The sequence below is a fragment of the Pseudoalteromonas sp. ND6B genome, from assembly GCF_000764215.1.
GTDB classification, from domain to species: domain Bacteria; phylum Pseudomonadota; class Gammaproteobacteria; order Enterobacterales; family Alteromonadaceae; genus Pseudoalteromonas; species Pseudoalteromonas tetraodonis.
Window position 1 is genome coordinate 1 of the sequence record NZ_JQFL01000035.1, and the last position, 19877, is coordinate 19877.

Annotated in this window: 17 protein-coding genes, 1 pseudogene and 1 riboswitch; of the genes and pseudogenes, 6 read left to right on the top strand and 12 right to left on the bottom strand. The window is 40.3% G+C overall.

From position 1 onward, the window contains the following. The 3 genes and pseudogenes from ND6B_RS11005 to ND6B_RS10995 form a co-directional block, all read right to left on the bottom strand. Positions 1–396, bottom strand: a 396-nt coding sequence (locus ND6B_RS11005) for a transposase (protein WP_033102530.1), incomplete at its 3' end; no start/stop codon positions are given. A 45-nt stretch (positions 397–441) separates the two neighbouring features. Continuing rightward, positions 442–891: pseudogene (locus ND6B_RS11000) on the bottom strand (efflux RND transporter permease subunit); the annotation flags it as partial. Positions 892–894: 3 nt separating this feature from the next. Continuing rightward, positions 895–2070: an efflux RND transporter periplasmic adaptor subunit gene (locus ND6B_RS10995; protein WP_013465149.1), complete on the bottom strand. Its 1176-nt coding sequence runs from the start codon at positions 2068–2070 to the stop codon at positions 895–897. Positions 2071–2241: 171 nt separating this feature from the next. Between ND6B_RS10995 and ND6B_RS10990 the strand changes: the two genes are divergently transcribed. Then, the gene (locus tag ND6B_RS10990) at positions 2242–2505 is read left to right on the top strand and encodes a YkgJ family cysteine cluster protein (protein WP_008109286.1); all 264 of its coding nucleotides are present in this window, start codon (positions 2242–2244) and stop codon (positions 2503–2505) included. A gap of 372 nt (positions 2506–2877) precedes the next feature. Here the strand turns inward: ND6B_RS10990 and ND6B_RS10985 are convergent, their stop codons facing one another. Beyond that, positions 2878–4731 carry a TonB-dependent receptor plug domain-containing protein gene (locus ND6B_RS10985; RefSeq protein ID WP_033103308.1) on the bottom strand — a complete coding sequence of 618 codons (1854 nt, stop codon included), beginning with the start codon at positions 4729–4731 and terminating at the stop codon, positions 2878–2880. 202 nt (positions 4732–4933) lie between these two features. Between ND6B_RS10985 and ND6B_RS10980 the strand changes: the two genes are divergently transcribed. Further along, the gene (locus ND6B_RS10980) at positions 4934–5440 is read left to right on the top strand and encodes a peptide-methionine (S)-S-oxide reductase (RefSeq protein WP_028835093.1); all 507 of its coding nucleotides are present in this window, start codon (positions 4934–4936) and stop codon (positions 5438–5440) included. Between the two features lie 5 nt (positions 5441–5445). On the opposite strand, the gene ND6B_RS10975 is transcribed toward ND6B_RS10980, so the two are convergent. The 5 genes from ND6B_RS10975 to ND6B_RS10955 form a co-directional block, all read right to left on the bottom strand. Further along, entirely contained in the window at positions 5446–6258 is an 813-nt protein-coding gene (locus ND6B_RS10975) for a hypothetical protein (protein ID WP_033103309.1), read from the bottom strand. A 64-nt stretch (positions 6259–6322) separates the two neighbouring features. Further along, a complete protein-coding gene (locus ND6B_RS10970) occupies positions 6323–6874 on the bottom strand; it encodes a DUF4136 domain-containing protein (RefSeq protein WP_033103310.1) in 552 nt (183 codons plus the stop codon). A gap of 104 nt (positions 6875–6978) precedes the next feature. Beyond that, positions 6979–9771 (bottom strand): hypothetical protein, encoded by a 2793-nt coding sequence (locus ND6B_RS10965; RefSeq protein WP_033103311.1) that lies wholly within the window; start codon positions 9769–9771, stop codon positions 6979–6981. Continuing rightward, a complete protein-coding gene (locus ND6B_RS10960) occupies positions 9768–10316 on the bottom strand; it encodes a condensin complex protein MksE (RefSeq protein WP_028835095.1) in 549 nt (182 codons plus the stop codon). The genes ND6B_RS10965 and ND6B_RS10960 overlap by 4 nt, the downstream gene beginning before the upstream one ends. A 5-nt stretch (positions 10317–10321) precedes the next feature. Beyond that, positions 10322–11593: a hypothetical protein gene (locus ND6B_RS10955; protein WP_033103312.1), complete on the bottom strand. Its 1272-nt coding sequence runs from the start codon at positions 11591–11593 to the stop codon at positions 10322–10324. Positions 11594–11789: 196 nt separating this feature from the next. On the opposite strand from ND6B_RS10955, the gene nhaD reads away from it, so the two are divergent. Then, positions 11790–13037: a sodium:proton antiporter NhaD gene (nhaD, locus tag ND6B_RS10950; protein WP_033103313.1), complete on the top strand. Its 1248-nt coding sequence runs from the start codon at positions 11790–11792 to the stop codon at positions 13035–13037. Positions 13038–13135: 98 nt separating this feature from the next. After that, positions 13136–13308: riboswitch (Lysine riboswitch) on the top strand. Between the two features lie 75 nt (positions 13309–13383). Beyond that, positions 13384–14775, top strand: coding sequence for a lysine-sensitive aspartokinase 3 (gene lysC / locus ND6B_RS10945; protein ID WP_200882080.1), 1392 nt, complete (start codon positions 13384–13386; stop codon positions 14773–14775). On the opposite strand, the gene ND6B_RS10940 is transcribed toward lysC, so the two are convergent. Next, the gene (locus ND6B_RS10940) at positions 14752–15510 is read right to left on the bottom strand and encodes a 4'-phosphopantetheinyl transferase family protein (RefSeq protein WP_028835098.1); all 759 of its coding nucleotides are present in this window, start codon (positions 15508–15510) and stop codon (positions 14752–14754) included. The genes lysC and ND6B_RS10940 overlap by 24 nt on opposite strands. A 166-nt stretch (positions 15511–15676) precedes the next feature. Here ND6B_RS10940 and ND6B_RS10935 point away from each other — a divergent pair, with 166 nt between their 5' ends. Next, entirely contained in the window at positions 15677–16999 is a 1323-nt protein-coding gene (locus ND6B_RS10935; protein WP_033103315.1) for a sodium-dependent transporter, read from the top strand. A 95-nt stretch (positions 17000–17094) separates the two neighbouring features. Here ND6B_RS10935 and ND6B_RS10930 read toward each other — a convergent pair whose 3' ends face one another. Together ND6B_RS10930 and ND6B_RS10925 are read right to left on the bottom strand one after the other, a co-directional pair. Then, positions 17095–18075: a 2-hydroxyacid dehydrogenase gene (locus tag ND6B_RS10930; RefSeq protein ID WP_033103316.1), complete on the bottom strand. Its 981-nt coding sequence runs from the start codon at positions 18073–18075 to the stop codon at positions 17095–17097. Between the two features lie 88 nt (positions 18076–18163). Continuing rightward, positions 18164–18706 carry a glutathione peroxidase gene (locus ND6B_RS10925; protein ID WP_013465134.1) on the bottom strand — a complete coding sequence of 181 codons (543 nt, stop codon included), beginning with the start codon at positions 18704–18706 and terminating at the stop codon, positions 18164–18166. A 120-nt stretch (positions 18707–18826) separates the two neighbouring features. On the opposite strand from ND6B_RS10925, the gene ND6B_RS10920 reads away from it, so the two are divergent. Beyond that, a complete protein-coding gene (locus tag ND6B_RS10920; protein WP_028835102.1) occupies positions 18827–19708 on the top strand; it encodes an NAD(P)-dependent oxidoreductase in 882 nt (293 codons plus the stop codon). The last annotated feature ends 169 nt before the right edge of the window (positions 19709–19877 follow it).

A 19877-nucleotide genomic window follows, 5' to 3' on the forward strand; every position in this document is an offset into this window, starting at 1 on the left:
CTTTATTTCTTGCTTAAGCTGTTTACTGTCTGACTTTACTGTTTTATTTGAAGGTGGTGTTACTAAGTCTTTCTTCCATTGCTGAATATGATGCGGATAAAGCCCTATATTACGGCAGTATTCATTTATGGCGGCTTCATCTAAACTTCCACACTCAATTACTGCGTTGAGTCTTTCTTCTAAACTCCAGTCTTGTGGTCGTTTTTCTGCTGTCATTTGGCTACCCGTCTGGTGTATTTCAAGTTGATGCTTTTTTGCCAGTGCTATCCAACGTTGTAACGTTGAATAACCGACACCTAAGTCATCTGCAATATCTTCTAAGCGAACATCATCACATTGAGATAATGCTTTTTCAACAGCTTGAACTTTAAATTCTTGTGTAAATTGACGTCTCATTTTATTTGCCTCTGCTAAATGTTAGAGGCGACAACTATCCTGACACAGGGGGCCGTAAAGGGCAAGTATCATTACTTCTTGTTCGTACTTATCGCGACGAACAATAGGGCGCTCCATACCCGCAGGAAACGTATTAATTGAATCTACTTGTACTTTAATTTCATCGAGTACTTCTTGCGGGTCAAACTGCTCTTCTATTTCAATCCACGCTTGTGAAGAGCCTCTATTGGAGTAGGTGATAAGGCGCTTTATTCCCTCTATACCCTCAAGGTTCTCCTCGACTTTTATGGTAATGCCCTCCTCAACCTCTTGCGGGGCTGCGCCAGGGTATACCGCGGAGACACTGATCCAGTTACTTTCAAATTGTGGAAACATTTGTTTGCGAATAGTAAACGCCGTTAAAATGCCACCAATAAGTATAAATATCATCAATAGATTTGCTGCAACAGGGTTGCGCGCAAACCATGCAATTAGGCCTTTTTCACGTGTAGACATAAGTTACTCCTGTTTCAATGCAAGTTGAGTAACGTCTGGGGTTGTTACAACGTCTTCAATTTTTACCGCCATTCCCTCGGTAGGGTATTCAAGGGCAGAAGTAATTAGCTGTTCACCTTCATTAAGCCCTTGGTCTGCGATCACCATGCCGTTTTGTTCACGTATAATATTGAGAGTTTTAAACGACAGGGTTAAATCGTCATTTAATATCGCAATTTTATTTTCTTTGACTAAATGATGTGGCACAACAATGGCGTTATTAACTGCACGACCTTCTATGCTAGCGTTAACATAGGAGCCAAAACGCAATGGTTGAGTTTTGTTAGCATATGGGGTTGGTAATTGTGCCACTAAGTAGCTCATACGGCTTTTTTGATCTATCACCCCTTCACTGCGAACAACTTCTGCCTGCCATGTGGTTTCTTTGCCCGCGAACTGCGCACTAAATAACACTGTTGCACCAATACCGCCATTATTTAAGTATTGAAGCTCTTTATCGGCAACCGGTAAACGTACTTCAGCGACCGAAGTGGCGCTGAGTGAGCCAAAGCTATTACCTGGATTTACAACAGAACCCAAACTAATGCTACGCGCGTTTATAATTGCATCGTAGGGGGCTTTAATATAAGTGCGTTCTAAATTACGTTTAGCACGTTTTACACTTGCTTGTGCTGAGCGATAACGCGCCATTTTCTCTGCTAATTGCGGTTTACGTAAATAAAGCGCAGAGGCGGTGATATCACTTGAGTCTGCTTTAATGCGTTCCCATTCAGCTTTAGCAACATGCGCTTGAGCACGTTCAATCTCAAGCGCTGAACTTGCTTGGGCGAGCCCAGCCTCAGCTTCAATTAAATCAGCTTCGTAATCATTTGGGTCAATTCGTGCTAAAATATCTCCTTGCTTTACGAAGGCACCTTCAACAAATTGCCCTGCAACAGAAATAACTTGGCCACTTACCTGAGCAATCAGCTCAGTGCGGTCTTTAGGTTGCACAATACCGTACGATTTAACATCGAGAGTGATTGCATCAAGGTGAATAGGTTGTGCTGCAACCAATGGGCGAGTATCTTGTTCTGGTTTTTCTTCTGGTGGTTTTTTCATTGCTGAAAAGCCCGCTGCAAGGGCGATGCCACCAACAAGGACCGCGATAGGGAGTATTATTTGTTTTTTAGTCGCCACAGGGCATTCCTTCATAAATTGTGCTGATGAACTAATGATACGCAATAAAGTGTTTACAGTGTGTTTGAAGATGTAACAAGTCATTGCATAATGCGGTTACAAATAGAACAAATCGCTCTGTTTGTATGCAAAGCAGCAACAATATAATTAAAATTTATTACTGAGGTTATAATGAAAACACAATCAATGGCGTGCCGTTTAGGCTGTGGAGCATGTTGTATTGCACCAAGTATTAGCTCGCCAATACCGGGTATGCCAAATGGTAAAAAGGCCGGAGAACGTTGTATTCAGCTGGATGAGCGTAATTTATGTAAGCTATTTGGTGATGAGTCGCGCCCAAAAGTGTGTAGTGATTTTAGCGCCACTTTAGATGTATGCGGGACAACCAATGAACACGCATTAACGTTAATTACAGAATTAGAGCAATTAACCTAATTTATTGTATTAAATACACATATATTTACAATTTATACGCTTGAAAAGTGTAGACACTTACTTTGTCTTTCTAAAAGTAGTACTGAGAGAGTGCAAAGAGACACTGCGCTTTAAGAGTAAGTGACTTAGACACAAAGTCACTTGGTTTAGTGAGTCGTGTTTTTCTCATTTTCTTCTTATTCAATCCTCTTTGTTCATACCGTTTTTAATGATAAATGCACAAAGAGGGCGAAGAGGCGCTGCGCTTTTAGAGTACGTAAAGTAGGGCGAGCTGCGGTATGAAATTTTTAAGTCAGCTTGTTGCTAGTCTGTTTATTATTTCAATTTAAAAAACAAGCTCAGCGTGGGATACACCCTCGCTGAGCTAAATTGTTACCAGCTATACGTGGCGCTCAGCGTATATTGCTCACCGCGACCCGGCGTGCCTGGGATTTCTTCAAACGATTCATCCCACAAATTATCCGCTGCTAAAGTAATAAAGAAATTTTGCAGTGTAGCTGGGGTTATTTTTAACGTCAGCTGAGTAAATAGTGCCTCGTCATCTGAACGGCGAAGGGCATTTTTATGCTGCTTACGCCACTCATTATCTACTCGAAACTCTAACATATCCGTCGGGTTCCAAATTGCACCGAGCGTTACACGATGATCAGGAAAATTTAAGGCATAAAAGCTAGCATCAAGATTTTCAGCGCCATAGGTTTCTGTTTTATGTAAGTAGGTATAGCTGGCAACAATTTCTGTATTATTAAATTGTTTAGTGGCTAAAAACTCAAGGCCTGTGGTGTCAATATCAACCGGCTGTGCAAATCGCGCTGAGCTTGAATCAAAGCTAAATGTCCAATCAGTTAGGTTGTTATCTTTACGATAAAAAAGTGCGGAATTAAGCTGCCAGCTTTGTTGCTCAAGCAATAAGCCCAGCTCTAAATTTTTGGTGGTTTCACGCTTAAGGTTAGCGTTACTTCTAAACAAACCACCTGATTCATTGCCACCAATGGCGGTGTAGCCTGCTACTTGGCTTGCCTCGGCATACGACAAATACAATGTTCGCTCAGTGCCATCGTTATTTTGGGTATTGAAACTAACATCCCCAATTAACGATAGCTCAGAATCATCACGACTGGTGTTATCAAACGCAGCACCTAAGCGGACGGTTAGTTGCTGGTTGCTTGCTAGTGCTGTTGTGTATTCAGGCAATACACTAAGCTTAAAGTAGTTACGTGAAGTAAAGTTATTTTCAAGGGTGGTGGAGTCAATACTGTCTCCTATATATTGCGCAGAGTAATTAACCGCAACTGACTTTGTTTGCGCATGACGACCTGAAATAGCCAGTGATGTTACTTGCGTTTCATGAAATGCTTGGAACGCACTTGGGTTTTCTCGTGAATAAACATAATGGTCGTTATGCTTGCGGTAATAAGCCGATACTTCAAATTCACTGTTGGTAGCATAGGCTTGTTTATGGTTAAGCATTAACAGTTGCGTTTCTAAGTCTTCGGTTTCATTTACACCAAAGGGGGTATAAAGGTTTGGCCAACCAAAAAACTTTTCTTGTAAGCCGTAAAATAAATCAGTTTGTGAATCGCTCCCAGTTAACTGCACTCTTCCAGAAGTACGGGTAAAGTCATGATCGCCAAAATCAATTGAACCATCACTTTGTGAGTGCGAATATTCACCTTCAAAACCAATACGCCAATTAGCGTTTGCTTCAATTGGAGTACTCACACCTGCATGAATTGTTTGTAGGTTAAAGTCATTTGAGCCAGCGCCCAAAGAGACACTGCCACCAGTTGTTATTGGTTTCCAAGCAAACGACACAGTACCTACCGAGCTATTCATGCCATAAAGTGCATTATCGGCTCCGGTTAATACGCTGGCACCCGTTAGCATTTGTGGTGCAATAGGAATTTCTGCAAAGTAGTGACCAGACTGCGGGTCTAGTAAAGTTGCACTGCCGACTCTAAAGCCGGTATTTTCAAAAATACCACCGCGTATCGTTACATCAGCTTGTGCTTCAGCCATATTGCGTGATTGCAAGTCAACACGCGGGTCGTACTCTAAATTTGAAATAGGCGAATCAAATGTACCAACAGGTAATGTATTGGCGGTGGGTGACGCTTCAATTGTTATTTGTTCTATGGTTGCTGTTTCTTTACTCTGCTCTGCATAAGCAACAGTTGAAATACTGGCTAACACGGCCGGTATAATAAGGTGCGGGGCACGATTCATATCATTATTCTCATTTTATGCAATGGCGCTAACAATTAAATACCTATCACTTTTTATCACATGATAAGGTAAGCTCACTAAGCTAGGGTGATTTTGGGCGCTATTGTACATTAATGATAAAAAACTGCATTTGATAATCAAACCTAGCGTTACAAAATAGTAACTCTGCATCCTATAAATTATTTACATTGGTCACTTTATTATGCAAACACAACAATCGAGTCATTCATTAAATCAGCACACACTTTATTTTGCTGGTGGTTGCTTATGGGGGGTACAAGAATTTATGAGGTATTTACCTGGGGTGGTAACCACGGAGGCGGGGCGTGCCAATGGCACCAGCAATACTACACAGGGGGAATACGACGGCTACGCCGAGTGCGTTAAAGTAACCTTTGATAGCCAAGAAGTGACCTTAAATGAATTAATCGGCTATTTTTTTGAGATTATTGACCCATACAGTATCAATAAACAAGGTAACGATGTAGGCGAAAAATACCGTACCGCCATTTTTAGCCAAGACAGTAATCATTTAAACATCGCCAGAGACTATATTAGCCAGCGGGACGATGCCAAAAAAATAGCGGTACAAGTAGCGCCACTGACTAATTATGTCCCTAGCGATCCCGAGCATCAAGACCGCTTAACCAATCACCCTGATGATTATTGCCATATCCCAATTGATTTATTGCACAAGTATAAATCGTGATAGCTTTAAGGGTACTCAGGCCTTTCAAAACGATATAATTTGAACGAGCCAGTTTGAAGTGTTGTGCCTTTGTGGTTTGAGTACATATAGCCTTTAAGTTCTCGGTTGTCTTTATGAATAATTAGCTTATTTGCGAAAAGTGGATGGCTGGTGGTTATTTCCAATATCCTCTCTTTTTCTTGAATATCTTGTGGCATAAAAGAGGTGCTAATTATGTCATTGGTCCCATTTGTAAAATAATTGAAATACGACTTTTTATTGGGGTGAAATTCAATACTTGCTAGTTCTTGCTTGCCGTCTAAATTTAATAATCCTACCCAAAAACCATGTAGGCCCGTCTTTTCTATAGCAGCTAACTCATCTATTTTAGAGCGGTATTTACCTATAAATGTACGAACGGTAGATTGCCCTTTTTGTTCTTCCAATCGGTACGTTTTTGACATTACAAAATTATCGTCTGCATTAGAATAAATTTCTAACACCTCGAATGAATTATCTAAAAAGGGGCTTAAAATCAATGTGAATTGCAGATGTTCTTTATTAGGGCTAACAAGTTTGATAGTGCAATTAATGCGACTGCATTTGATATCATTATTGCTAAACGCAATTGATTTATTTCTATAAAATGCATTGGCGATACTTGCTATTATTAAACGGTGTTCTCCGTTTTCTTTAATTTCCAGTACATTGTACTCAAAATGATCTTTATAAATTCCTTGCCATATACCAGGTTTTAACTGTAGTTGAGTGCCGTACGCATGGAACGCACAAAGCAGGGGTAAAAATAAGCTAAGGGTTAGGAGCTTTTTAAATGTCACCGAAAAATTCCTTTTCTCACAAAAAAGCCCGCAAACATGCGGGCTTTCAAATATTAATTAAAGTTTATTGCTGCACTTTAGGCGGAAAGTTGCTTAAAATATTGGCAACCGTTTCTTTAATAGCGGCTTCACGTTGTGATGGTGTTTGTTTTTTCTTTAAACGGCCATCTTTAGCACCACGCCAAATTAATTGGTTTGACTCACGATCAATAATATCGATAACTAACGTGCCTACTTCATATTCGCGTGCGCTTACATCGTGGTTAAAGCCTGTGCCCCAGTAACCCCAACGTGCACCGTAGCCTACGTTAAAGCTATCAACTTCAAGCTCTTTATCTACACTTGCATGGTAGTTAACAAGTACATCAGCTTGCGCTACGTCAACCAATTGCATACCTAATTGTTGGCTTAGTTGGTTGTTTACCGCATTGCGAACGCGTTTTTCCATAAGGCCACTGATTTGGTAGTTATTCGTGTCTTTAGTTAGGCTCGCGTTTTCTACCCAAGCAAACGTTTTGTAGTTACTAAAGTTTGCTGATTTATCGTAATCCCAATCGGGCGTTTGTGTACAGGCGGTAAGTAGCGCCAGTGCTGCGACAATAAATATATGTTTCATACCGTTTGCTCCAATAAAGTGCGTTTGTTTAAACTACCATGGGCGAGGGTAATTTAAAATCTAAAAATAAGTGTAACTGGCTAAGATGAATAGCCAATTAACTCTTAGTCCAGTAGAGAGGCTTTATGTTCAACCTCAATCCAATCTTTTTCATCTACCCAGTTTTGTGCGCCGTTTTTTACTGAACGAATTGGCACAATATAATCACAACTTATTTGCGGTTTAACTGAGGCAAATATTGGCACAAAGCCAAAGCTCAAGGCGGTTTCAATAATTGCTTTTTGGTTTTGCGGGTCGATATCAGCCGCTTCATCTATGTAAATAGGTATACGGTATAAGTTTTGTTCCTGATCGCTTAATAAGTAACGAATAAACAACATGCCACATAACAGCTTAATGGTGATACGCGTACCATTTGAACCAGCCGAATCTATTTTTTCAAAGTGCTCGGTTTCGCCCGCGCGGTTAACCACTTCAAAACGAATATCAAATAAATCGGTAAGGGTCAGGCCTGCTTTGTCTGAGGCGAGTTTAATTAAATGATCTTTTGCGTCGTTTACCGCACTTTCGCTGTACGGCTCTTGGCTGAGTAAATCCAGGGTGTCGCCTTGTTCAATTTGGTTAGAGGTACTGATAATAGTATCAATGCTATCTACCAACATTTTGCGCGGGATAATATTAATTTTAAACGCTTGCAGGTTTGAAATACGATGCTGGCTTATGCCTTTATTAAAGCTATTCATTTCACGACGTAGGCGGTCTAAATCTTCACGTAAGCCTTTAATCGTGGCGGCCACTTCGGTGAGAGCAACGCGACCTTGGCGCTCAACAGCATCACGCTCGTTATCAATATTATGAAACGCGCTAATAAGTTTTTGGTATTTACTAAACTCATCGTTTTCGTTATCGAATTTGGTAATACCTGCATTGTAAATATGCATATAAGTATTACGTACATTTATATCGAAATTACGTAGCTCTTGGCAGTCTTTGTTAAAGTGGTGAATTAAATCGCTTAAATTATCAAAATCGATTTTTATATCAATCATGTAAGGCGTCACTTTACCACTGTATAAATCTAACGAGTGGTCAATACGCTCGGTTTTAACTTGGTGCAGGCGCTCTGTTTGACGATTAATTTGCGCTTGTTTTGATTTAATTAACGAGCGTCTATCAGCAATTGAGCCACTGTTTTTTTGAATATCTTGTAGGTAATCGTCAACTTGTTCGCGTTCGGCTAAAAGCTGCTCTTTTAGCATCGCCTGCGCGTCAACCGACTGTTGCATCACTTCAAATTGCTCTAAGCGTTTAAGTGCACTTTCAGCACTCATAAGCTCATCGTATAGCGAGTCTTTTTCTTTTTGCTTATCTGCAACATTGGCGGCCACTTCACGCTGTTGTTTAAACTCTTTTAATGATTGCTCAAGCGCGGTTAATTGAGCACTCAGTTGCTCTTTGTTTTCGCCGCTTTGCATTTGCACAGGCGAGAGTTTTTTAAGTTTAATACTGGCACCGGGCAGGGTGAGTACACCGCCTTTCACGTTTTCGCTGAGCTGTGCTAAAAATTCGCCGAAAGCGTCGTCATCATCAATGGTAATATCGCCATTGCTGGTGGTGGCAAAGGAGAGAAGATCGGGGTTTAATAGTCGTGATATTTCTTCAACTTCTTTCAGTGATAAGTCTTCACGCATACGAGTGAATAAATTAAATTCTAAGTTTTTAAGTTGTAACTTTAAGCTTTTAATTTGTTTTTGTGTTTCGCCAATGCGGTAATCAAGGGTGTGCAGGCTTTGACCTTGTACACTCGTTATTGAGTGTGACAACGACTCGTAGTCATTTTTTAACTGCGTTAAGCTGGTTTTGAGCGTGGCTTTATTAACCAGCTCAAACTCACTTTTAAGAGCGTTGTAATCTAAAAACCACTGTTCAATTTGGGTTTGTTTGCGCTCTATATCGCGCGATTGTTGAACGTATAGGCTTTGTTTTTGTTCAAACTCGTGTTTTTCGTGCTCAATATCTTCAAGAGCGATGTTGAGTTCGCTTAGTTGCTCTTCCTGATACGTATCAAAATCAATCAGTGCTTGGTCAATTTTTGGTGCATAAGCGGCCAGTTTACCTTTAAGAACGGTTTGGTTTTCAAGCATAGATTCAAGGGCGGCTATGGGCTCTTGCATTGACTCAAGGGCTTTTAATTCACGTTTTGCGCGGTTTACTTTATCAAACGACCGGCGCCATACTTCGTAAAAGTCGACCTTTGAATTTGACATGTGGCGTTCAAACACACGTAACATAAAGCGCTTAACGTCGTTTGCGCCTAATTTATGTAAATTAAGAATACGACGAAATATTTCTTTGTATATTGCAGAGTCTTGAACGTTGTTAAGGGGGATCATTTTTAAATTGATCTCACCATCAAATTGCGTTGCACCGCCAGTAAGTAGGGCGTTTAACTCTTGCGCTTTAAGCTCTATCGGGTTGTAACCTTGCTGCTTTAAGTGATTAAACAGCTTGGTAAACTTAATAATGGTATTGCCTTGGGTGTACTGGGCTAAATCAAGTTTGCCTTGATAGCAAAAGTATTGGTGTGCATAACCGGCAATTTTACCTAAGCCTGCTACGCCAATGACAACTGAGCCATGGGGTAAATCGGCTTGCAATAAAATGTACGATTGATCTGATGAAAAATAAAACTTACGGGTTTCATCTAAATCGTGGCCATCCCACTCGGTAAGGCGTAAATCGTTAATTAGCGGAAATTGCAGTGCATTAATAACTGAGCTTTTACCTGTGTTGTTAGGCGCACAAATCGAGCTACTTTTATCAAGTGGGATCACACACTTTGCATAGCCTGCAGTATTAAGTAGGGCGAGTTTACTCAGTCCGTATAAGTTTTTCATTCCTCGTCCTCTCCTAAAAAGGTTTCTTCATTTACTTCCATTAAGGCATCAATATAGCGATGAATTGGCGCCTGTAGCATAAAGCCGCCTTCCACTTCGCGGGCAAGGCCTAAACGTACCATGCGTAAATACACATCTTTGCGTAAATCAGAACCCGAGAATATTTCAAGCTGATCAAATAAATGTTTATTAAGTTGTACCAAGGTTTGCATTAGCTCTAAATCGTTTGGCTCATCAAATAATGCACGCATTGGGTCTTTACCTGTGTTGGCAAAGTGTTCGATTAAAATATAAATAGTGAGCGCTATCGCGCGCGATATTTTGCCCATATTGGGGGTGCTTTCATCGCTAGCAAAATAATAAAAGCCACGACTGTCGTGCTTTAAATCATGGCCTAATGCTGTGAATAAGGCGCTGTAAGCTTCAATTTGTTGGTCAAGCTCTTGCCACATTAGGGTGTCTTGTTCGCAAATGTGGTAACCCGCGACTAATTTTTTATTAATGGCTTGTAAGTGAGAAAGCTCATTTAAGTTTATCTGTGTCATGGTCATTACTCGTGCTCGGCTTTATCAGCCTGAGGCTCTGAATTAAAGGGGTACAAAGAAAAGTGCTGGCCTGCAATGTTAACGCGGGCTTTTTTATCGCTTTGGCTAATATGTAGGGTGTTATCGCTCACTAGCTTTTGATATAAAAACAGCATTTCATCGGCTTCAAGCTCAGGGTAGCTTTCGTCTAAAAATTGCAGCAGAGGCTGTGGTTTTTTACGCTGCTTTTTGAAGCGTTTTGCAAACTGCGCTTTTACATCGTGATAGTCAGGAATGTTTGGCGTGACAAACGCAGGCACATCGTTTTGCTCTGGTAGCTGATATTCGTGATGCTCAAACTCAGCCAGGCTTGCCATGTAGGCTACTATATGGCGCTGTTGACCCAATGAATACTTTTGCGCATCGCTTACAAAATGTGGCTGCACGGCGCTGAGCATATTATTTACCCCATTTTTACGTATTAGTCCTAATACTTTTGCTACTTGGCGGGTAACAAGGTTGTTACGGCGCAACTCTTCACGCAGTGGCATAAGCATATCGGCACTTTTTCGTAAGCTTGTCCGGCCAACTAAGTGCATTTCTAGAATGCGGGTACGCAATTGCTCAAGCATGCGTTTATCGTTGTACGCTTTGCCTGAGCGTTCAATGTGTTCTATTTGGGTGCTAATTTGTTGCTCAATAAGGGTAAAGCAGGCATGAAAGTCGCCTCTAATATCCACCATTTCCAGCATGGGTTCTATATACTCATCAAACGCTTCTATCACGGCTTTATAGCGTTTTTGTAGCGACTGCACCGCATTATTAGATTTGGCTTGCTCAACAATATTTAAAATAGCGTTTTCGTTGTGTAAAAACAGTTTGATTATTTTACGCACCCGATCATCCATAATACGGCTAAAGCGGCGTAAATCATCAAAATCTTCCATTTCACCGGCATTGAATAGCCGATTACCTAAACGGGCCAAATCATCAACCAAGACATTAATTTCTTGTGCTAAGCCTAAATGTTCTTCTTGCAGTAAAAAGGTGGCAAAGTCGGCAATGGCGCGGTTAATTTCCAGTTGTGACGATTTAGCCAGCGGAATAATAATTTCTTGATTCAATAACCGGTTGGTTTCTTTATAAATACGCTCATTATTCCACGTGGGTTGCTTTTGCTTAATGGCATTTTGAAGATCTTTAATACTAAAGTCGGCCATTTTAAAGCGCTTAAATAATAGCTCTAATACACCCCAGTGTTCATTTAGGGTATTAAGTAGCTTTTTAGCTGGGATCATAAGGCGTTGCAACTTCCTAGTATTCGTTATTTTATATTTCTCGAACTTATATGGTATTCGTTTTTGCGACGATTTAATAATAGTTTTTACACCCGCTTAGTGATAGTATCCGCGCCGAATATAGGCACATAGAGTTTGTGGGTATATTTTTTACATGGTTTCAATTTTTACTTAACCCCGAAGGTTGTTTAATATCATGGTTTCCTCGATTATCCTGACGCTGATAGCGATTGCATTTTTGCTTATCGTTATTGAGGATGTGATCCACGTAAACAAAGCAAAAACGACATTATTTTTTGGTACACTTTGTTGGATTATCTCCTTTATTTTTCCTCTTAATGGGCAAAGCCCCGAAACGATTCAAACCCTCCTAGACCACAATATTTTAGAAATTGCTTCTTTATGGCTGTTTTTAATGGCCGCAATGACCTTTGTTGCCTATTTAAACTCTAAAGGACTTATCGAAAATGTTGTGAACCGGATTATGCCAACCAGCATTAGTGAGCGTAAGCTGATGTTTTTGGTGGGGTGTTTTGCGTTTTTATTTTCATCTATTTCAGACAACGTTACGGCCACGCTAATATCACTGGCAGTGATTATGTCATTAAAACTTGAAGCCAAAAAGTTAGTTAAGTACGCCACGCTTATTGTATTTGCTGTAAACTCCGGTGGTGTATCACTTATCACGGGTGATGTAACCACACTTATGATTTTCCTTGATGGTAAAGTATCAATTAGCAATTTATTACTGTTAATTGTGCCTGCGTTACTAAGTGTATTATTACTCGCTACTTTGTTATCAATTGGCATGAATAAGCAACTCGAGTTTAAAAAAACTAAATTTAAACGTATTGAAAAAACCGACATAACCATTGCGGTTATTTTCTTCACTACGGTTATTGCTACGCTTACATTGAGTGTTTTATACAGTGTACCGCCTCTGCTTACTTTTTTATTGGGTTTATCTATTATGTTTTTAGTCGCGCAATTTTTAATGCGCAAAAAAGACATCAACAAAGATATGATCGATTTTATACGCGACATAGAGTACGACACCTTATTGTTTTTCGTGGGTGTGTTACTGCTTGTTGGTGCGTTAAAAGAAGTTGGGGTACTGAGCCAATTTACTAATTTGTATACGGTAATGGCGCCAGAGTACGCAAACTACTTAATGGGTATTTTATCGGCCGGTGTTGATAACGTGCCACTAACGGCTGCGTTACTAAAAGCCGACATTGTAATGAGTCAACAGCATTGGTTGTCGTTTACGTATGCAACCGGTGTGGGTGGTTCAATGCTGATCATTGGTTCGGCGGCTGGTATTATTGCTATGAGTAAGGTTAAAGAACTTACGTTTGCAAGTTACCTTCGTTTGTCGTTGTATTTGTTAGTGTGTTACACCTTTGGTTATGTTGGCTCTTACTTTATGGGTAGTTTTATTTGATTTTATAATAAAACGACTTGACAGCTAGACGTCTAAACGATAACTTTCAAAGCCGCACTCTTAGTGCGGTTTTGTTTTATTAGCCACAGGTTAATAATACATTCAGAAGAGGTGCGATACTTAGGTACTTAATGTGAGGCAACGACAGCCTGCGACCATTAAGGAGGGAAGTACTCGCCGAGGAAAATAATGGGTCGTTACCATTGTTTTTCGGTTTATGGGGCTGAATCCTCAAAACTGTCACCAATTTAGGTGGAGAGCTTCTGGCAGTAGATTTTTCTTATCTTTATTTCCTGCCAAGTTCTTCTTGTTTTATTGCGGTTTGGATGCCGCGAAAGGAGACGAAATGACTACCCAATCAGTGCCACATAGTTCACAGTGCACAAAATCAGATTACATTGTTGCCAAATTTGGTGGCACCAGCGTTGCTAACTTTGAGGCCATGAGCCGTTGTAGCGAAATTATCGTAAACGATAAAAATGTACGTATTGTTGCAGTAAGCGCAAGTGCCGGAGTGACTAATCATTTAGTGGAGCTTTGCAAAGCGGGTATTGAAGCCGCTAAGCGCCAACAGCATATTGATGGTGTCCTTGCGATTCAGCAGGCTATTTTAAATGATCTGTCGTTAGATGAGGATTTAGCCATTGGGTTTAATCAAACGCTAGATGCATTTCAAACGTTGGCGGCACAAACACTCAATACTGAGCAGCAGTTCGATGAGCTACTTAGCTTTGGCGAGCGTTTATCGTCGTACTTATTTACCCAAGTACTAAGATTAAAGGGTTTAAATGCCACTCGTTTTGATGTGCGCCAGGTGCTTAAAACCGATAGCCAATTTGGTAAAGCAACACCAAATGTGGCCGCCACAGCGCAAGCCGCTAAAACACATTTAATTCCGCTGCTTGATGATAGCGTTATTGTGACCCAAGGGTTTATTGGTAGCGATGCAAACAATTTAACGACCACGCTCGGTAGAGGCGGCTCAGATTATAGCGCTGCACTGCTTGCTGAGGCTATTAACGCTAAAAGTGTGCATATTTGGACTGACGTAGTGGGTATTTTTAGCACCGATCCTCGTTTGTGTGTAAAAGCCACTCCTATTGCGCGTTTAAGTTTTGATGAAGCAGCAGAAATGGCGACCTTTGGCGCTAAAGTGCTGCACCCAGCTACAATTTTGCCTGCTAGTCGCAGCCATATTAATGTGTTTGTTGGCTCAAGCACAGAGCCAGAGCGTGGTGGTACGTGGATTGAACGTGAAAAATCGCAACTACCTGGTATTCGTGCGGTAACACAACGTAAAAATCAAATATTATTAACCCTTAAAAGCCCAGAAATGTTATTAGCCAGTGGCTTTTTAGCACGTATCTTTACTATTTTAAGTGAATGTAATATTTCGGTAGACTTGGTTACCACCTCTGAAATTAGTGTAGCAATTACCCTTGATAATGCGCCTAATGCATCACGCCCAGAGCTAGATCAAGCATGCTTAGATAAACTCGCTGAGTTTTGCCATGTATCGGTTGAAAACAATTTAACGCTGGTAGCGTTAATTGGCTCTGAAATTGTTTTGCGCCAACATGAAATGAATTTAATGAAAGTATTAAGTGACTTTAATATTCGACTTATTTGCCATGGTGCGAGTAAACACAACCTGTGTTTTTTAGTTGAGCAAAGTGAATCTGATGCTGTGGTTCAAGCTATTCATAGTCGATTACTAGAAAGTGATTGCGCTGCGTAAATCGTTAATAGTTATTATTGAGCACCGCCAGTCGGTGCTTTTTTTTGCCACAACGCTAATATCAAACATGTCGTTATGTGCTCCAACCACGGTATTGCTGCAAGCTGTAAGCTGAGTGTTATTAAGTTCGTTAAACACATTAGGGCTTAATAATTGAGCAATGGGGCGGCTGGTGGCTTTAGCCAGCGCTTCTTTTAATGTCCAAATCCTAAAAAAATGATGTGCTTGAGTTGTTATGTTATCTGAATCGGTTATTAAGCTCAATTCGGCTGGGTGGTAAAAGTGCTTAGCGAGTTTATTAAAAGGGCGCTTTAAACTAATTTTTTCAATATCAAAGCCAAATTGAGTTGATGCTACATTTAACGCTGCACCTACAAAACCATGAGAATGAGAAATACAGCAACTGATCACGCCTGTTGTATTTTTAATATGTAATTCTAATTTACTGTTATCGGGGTTAAATTCAGAACTAATATCACACAGCTTTAATGATGCATAAGAAGAACAAGCGGTTTTTACTAGGTATTTAAGCACTAAACGTGTGGCTAAATATTCTTGTTTAGCCTGTGGATTTTTACGCCGATTAATAACATTGAGCTCAAAAGGGCTTAAATAGTGGGGTAAATCAAATTCACCCACATTGAGGGTGGTTGCGTTAAGCAACGCAATGCAATGGCTGTTATTTGCTAAAGCGGGCGTGGCTTTTAGCTGGTTTTCAAAGTAAGTTACACTCATCATTGCTCGTTATAAATGACGACCGATTACATATTTATTACCCAAAGCTGGATAGTTTGTGAGCGGTTGTTAGTTGTTGTGAGCGCTAAGTACATTTTTATTACTCAGCCGCTCTTAAATATGGTTTAATTCGCATTCGTTAAAATAATAACAGATTTGTAGGTGTATGGCACAAGTGCGTGATGGTTTTCAAAGTCGACTAGGTTTTGTATTGGCAGCAGCCGGTGCAGCGGTAGGTTTAGGTAATATATGGGGTTTTCCTACGCAGGCTGCTAATCATGGTGGCGGCGCATTTTTACTGGTTTACTTTATCGTTATTTTTTTGCTGGCGTTACCTGCTTTGTACACCGAGCTGTATTTAGGTTACAAAGCCCAAGCTAACCCTGTTAAAGCGCTAAGCCAAGCATGGCAAGATCATGCCCCTAAAGTGGGAGCCGCAGCAGGCTATATTGGCCTTGCCGGTGCCATCGTTATGTTAAGTTTTTACTCAATTGTGGCCGGTTGGATGCTTTCCTACGCTATAGAGCCTATAAGTAGCTTTTTTGGCTTGCATAGCTTGAGTGAGTTTTTACATAGCGACTCTATGTTACGTAATTTTATTTTTACGCCGCTTATGCTTATTTTAACCGCCAGTATTATTTTAAAAGGGGTGAAGTCGGGAATAGAAACCTGGTCACGCCGTTTAATGCCGCTTTTACTTGTTCTCCTTATTGGGCTTATTATTTATATTGCAACGTTAGATGGCGCAAGCGAAGGGTTTGCTGCTTATTTAGTGCCTGATTTTAGCAAAATACTCGACCCTGATTTAATTATTGCCGCAATGGGACAGGCGTTCTTTTCGTTGTCGCTTGGGGTAGGCTGTATGATGATTTACGGCTCATATTTAAAACCTGGTGCTAACTTACCAAAATTAACCGCAAGTGTTGCGCTACTTGATACCAGCGTGGCGTTTTTAGCGGGCTTATTAATAATTCCGGCTATTTATGTTGCCCAGTACAATGGCGTTGAAGTATTTAATAACGGTAAATTAATTGGTGAGGGGCAACTTATTTTTGCCATATTACCTGAGCTATTTGGCACTATGGGTGAAATTGGTTTATTGGTTGGCTTATTATTTTTCGTATTGATGTCGATAGCTTCAGTTACCTCAACTATTTCGTCAACTGAGATCCCTGTGGCATTTTTGGTTGAAAACCACAGTGTAGATAGAACCAAAGCAACTTGGGCAGTCAGTGCTGTTGTGCTTATTTGTGCCAGTACCATTATTTTAAACTTTGATTGGTTATTTGGTTTAGTGATTATGGTATTTACCCAATACCAATTGCCGTTAATGGGGCTTTTTTACTTTATAACGGTAGGCTGGTTATGGCAACGTGGTAATAAACTGCACAAGGCAAGTAGTGGGCCGCACTATTGGTTTGCACAATATATTCGCTTTGTGTGTCCTGTACTTATGACCTTAGTATTTGCAAATGTAGCGTTTGGTTAAAAACTTTTAAACGCGAATTTAAAAATGCAGTTTTAAAAAGCGAACTATTGGGAGTCACCCCAAAGTTCGCTTTTTACAGTTTAAATGACTTGGTATTACAATACTTGATTGGTTAGCGTTTGCCCTTGAGCAAGCTCGTTTGCATTTTGTAATGTTATATTAGCGATTTCGGTTAGAGCTTCTTGAGTAAAAAAGCCTTGATGCCCTGTTATTATCACATTTCTAAAACTCACTAAACGAGAGAATATATCGTCTTGATTTATTTCGTCACTGTGGTTTTTAAAAAACAGTTCTGATTCTTGTTCGTACACATCAAGCCCTAAGTACCCCAGTTTTTGTGATTTAAGTGCTTTAATACACGCTTGGCTGTTTACCAGCGCACCGCGAGAAGTATTAATGAGCATGACCCCGGTTTTCATTTTATTAAATGCAGCGTCATCGATTAAATGATGCGTATCTTCGCTCAGCGGGCAGTGCAGTGAAATTATATCGCTTTGGGCAAGTAGGGTATTTAAATCGGTAATAGTGTAATTGCCTGGTTTTGCAAAAGGGTCGCACACTAAAACGTTAGCGCCAAAACCATTTAAAATGTTACACAGTGCCAAGCCTATTTTACCGCAGCCTATAATCCCTATGGTCTTGTTATGTAAGTTAAACCCAAGTAAGCCATTTAAATCAAAGTTGTCTTCGCGCACGCGGTTATAAGCTTTGTGTGTTTTACGACTGAGGGTAAGCATAAGGGCAACACAATGCTCCGCTACTGCCTCAGGGCTGTAGGCGGGTACGCGTAATACGCTGAGGTTATGCTGTTTGGCAACAGGCAAATCAACGTTATTAAACCCCGCACAGCGTAATAAAATAGCGCTAACACCCAATGTGGCAAGTTGCACAATCACTGCTTTATCTACTGTATCGTTGACAAATACGCACACAGCGTCAAAGTTTTTAGCTAATATTGCCGTCTGCGCCGATAAACTTTGCTCAAAATAAGTAATAGTGATGTTAGAAAAGCCATTTAAACTTTGCTCAAAAAAAGGTCGCTCATATTTCTGAGCACTAAAAAAAGCAATATCCATTAACTAGCTCCAAGTAATCAATTATTTTATTACCATAAACTATTCTTACTATAGATGCTTCACTCTTGTTGTTTTAATTACGACAGGATTATTTTAATACAGCCGAACGGACTCCTAAACGAGCGGTCGTCGGTTTTATAACGGGCACTGATTCTAAGCAGCTTGTTATTACATTATGTAATGACTCCGGTTTAGTTCGCGGTGCATAGCGAGCAACCAGCTGCCCTTGTGCATTAACTAAAAACTTAGTGAAGTTCCATTTTATTGCTCGGTTTTGTGCAATACCTCGTGTATGAGACTTTAAATAACTAAACAGTGGATGCGTATCTGGGCCATTTACCATGACCTTATTAAACACCTCAAAATTAATTGAAAAATGTTTTTGATAATAGTCTTTAATGGCCATTCCCTCTAATGGCTCATTTTTATCAAATTGATTACACGGAAAGGCTAAAATAGTAAACCCATCGTTTTTGTATTGTTGATATAGCTTTTCTAGCGCGCATAATTGCGCAGAAAAATGACATTTACTGGCGGTATTAACAATAAGAACCGTTTTTCCTTTTAGCTGACTCAAAGAAAAATCATCGTTATTACAAAGTGGTGCGTTAAATTGATAAATACTATCCATAGATTACCTACCTAATTTCCGTATGAGGGAAATTTTAAAAGACTTTCATTCGCTTTTTTAGCGGCCGATTGACATAATCGAGCTTATGTTTCTAAGTTATCAGTTAAATAGGTCATTTTTATGTCAGTAAAAATTGCATTTATAGGTTTAGGCGTAATGGGTTACCCAATGGCAGGGCATCTAGCAAAAGCGGGGCACAGCGTATGTGTTTATAACCGCACAGCAGCTAAAGCACAAAAATGGGTTGAAGATTTTAACGGCAGTTTTGCACCTACCCCGCGTGAAGCTGCAAGTGGTGCCGATATGGTATTTATGTGTGTTGGCAATGACGACGACTTACGGTCAGTGGTATACGGCGATGATGGCGTTTTAGCTGGTATGGACAAAAACACGATTTTAATCGATCACACAACTACTTCTGCTGAGGTAGCGCGTGAAGTTGCGGCAAAAGCGGCTTTACAGCATATCGACTTTATTGATGCGCCAGTATCGGGCGGTCAAGCAGGTGCTGAAAACGGGGTATTAACCGTAATGGCTGGTGGCAACGAAGCGGTATTTGCTAAAGCACAACCTATCATGGCGGCGTTTAGCCGTTTTAGCCAGTTATTAGGGGAAGTTGGATCTGGACAATTATGTAAAATGGTCAACCAAATTTGTATTGCTGGTGTAGTGCAAGGCTTAGCTGAGGGCTTACATTTTGCTAAACAAGCAGGGCTTGATGGCGAAAAAGTAATAGAAACCATTTCTAAAGGCGCAGCTGGTTCGTGGCAAATGGAAAACCGCTACAAAACAATGTGGGCAGGCGAGTACGAATTTGGTTTTGCTGTAGATTGGATGCGCAAAGATTTAGGCATTGCACTCGATGAAGCTAAAAATAACGGTGCAACACTGCCAATGACCGCCACGGTTGATCAATATTACGCCGATGTACAGGCTCTTGGCGGCGGCAGATACGATACCTCAAGTTTACTAGCGCGTATTGAAGCACTGCATAAAAAGTAATGTAATTGGTAAAAGTAAACTTTTCACAAAAAGGGTAAGAGGTGCTGCGCTTTTAGAGGAAGTGATAATCATAAACAGTAAATGTTGGTTTTATGTTTTCTCATTTACCTCTCTTGTTGAGATAGTTTTTTGGTTTTTTACCTAGTAACAAAAAACGCGACACTTTTTG

Coding starts and splice junctions, on each gene's coding strand:
- ND6B_RS10990 (WP_008109286.1), top strand. CDS start 2,242: ATGAAAACACAATCAATGGCGTGCCGTTTAGGCTGTGGAGCATGTTGT.
- ND6B_RS10985 (WP_033103308.1), bottom strand. CDS start 4,731: ATGAATCGTGCCCCGCACCTTATTATACCGGCCGTGTTAGCCAGTATT.
- ND6B_RS10980 (WP_028835093.1), top strand. CDS start 4,934: ATGCAAACACAACAATCGAGTCATTCATTAAATCAGCACACACTTTAT.
- ND6B_RS10970 (WP_033103310.1), bottom strand. CDS start 6,874: ATGAAACATATATTTATTGTCGCAGCACTGGCGCTACTTACCGCCTGT.
- ND6B_RS10965 (WP_033103311.1), bottom strand. CDS start 9,771: ATGAAAAACTTATACGGACTGAGTAAACTCGCCCTACTTAATACTGCA.
- ND6B_RS10960 (WP_028835095.1), bottom strand. CDS start 10,316: ATGACACAGATAAACTTAAATGAGCTTTCTCACTTACAAGCCATTAAT.
- ND6B_RS10955 (WP_033103312.1), bottom strand. CDS start 11,593: ATGATCCCAGCTAAAAAGCTACTTAATACCCTAAATGAACACTGGGGT.
- nhaD (WP_033103313.1), top strand. CDS start 11,790: ATGGTTTCCTCGATTATCCTGACGCTGATAGCGATTGCATTTTTGCTT.
- lysC (WP_200882080.1), top strand. CDS start 13,384: ATGACTACCCAATCAGTGCCACATAGTTCACAGTGCACAAAATCAGAT.
- ND6B_RS10940 (WP_028835098.1), bottom strand. CDS start 15,510: ATGAGTGTAACTTACTTTGAAAACCAGCTAAAAGCCACGCCCGCTTTA.
- ND6B_RS10935 (WP_033103315.1), top strand. CDS start 15,677: ATGGCACAAGTGCGTGATGGTTTTCAAAGTCGACTAGGTTTTGTATTG.
- ND6B_RS10930 (WP_033103316.1), bottom strand. CDS start 18,075: ATGGATATTGCTTTTTTTAGTGCTCAGAAATATGAGCGACCTTTTTTT.
- ND6B_RS10925 (WP_013465134.1), bottom strand. CDS start 18,706: ATGGATAGTATTTATCAATTTAACGCACCACTTTGTAATAACGATGAT.
- ND6B_RS10920 (WP_028835102.1), top strand. CDS start 18,827: ATGTCAGTAAAAATTGCATTTATAGGTTTAGGCGTAATGGGTTACCCA.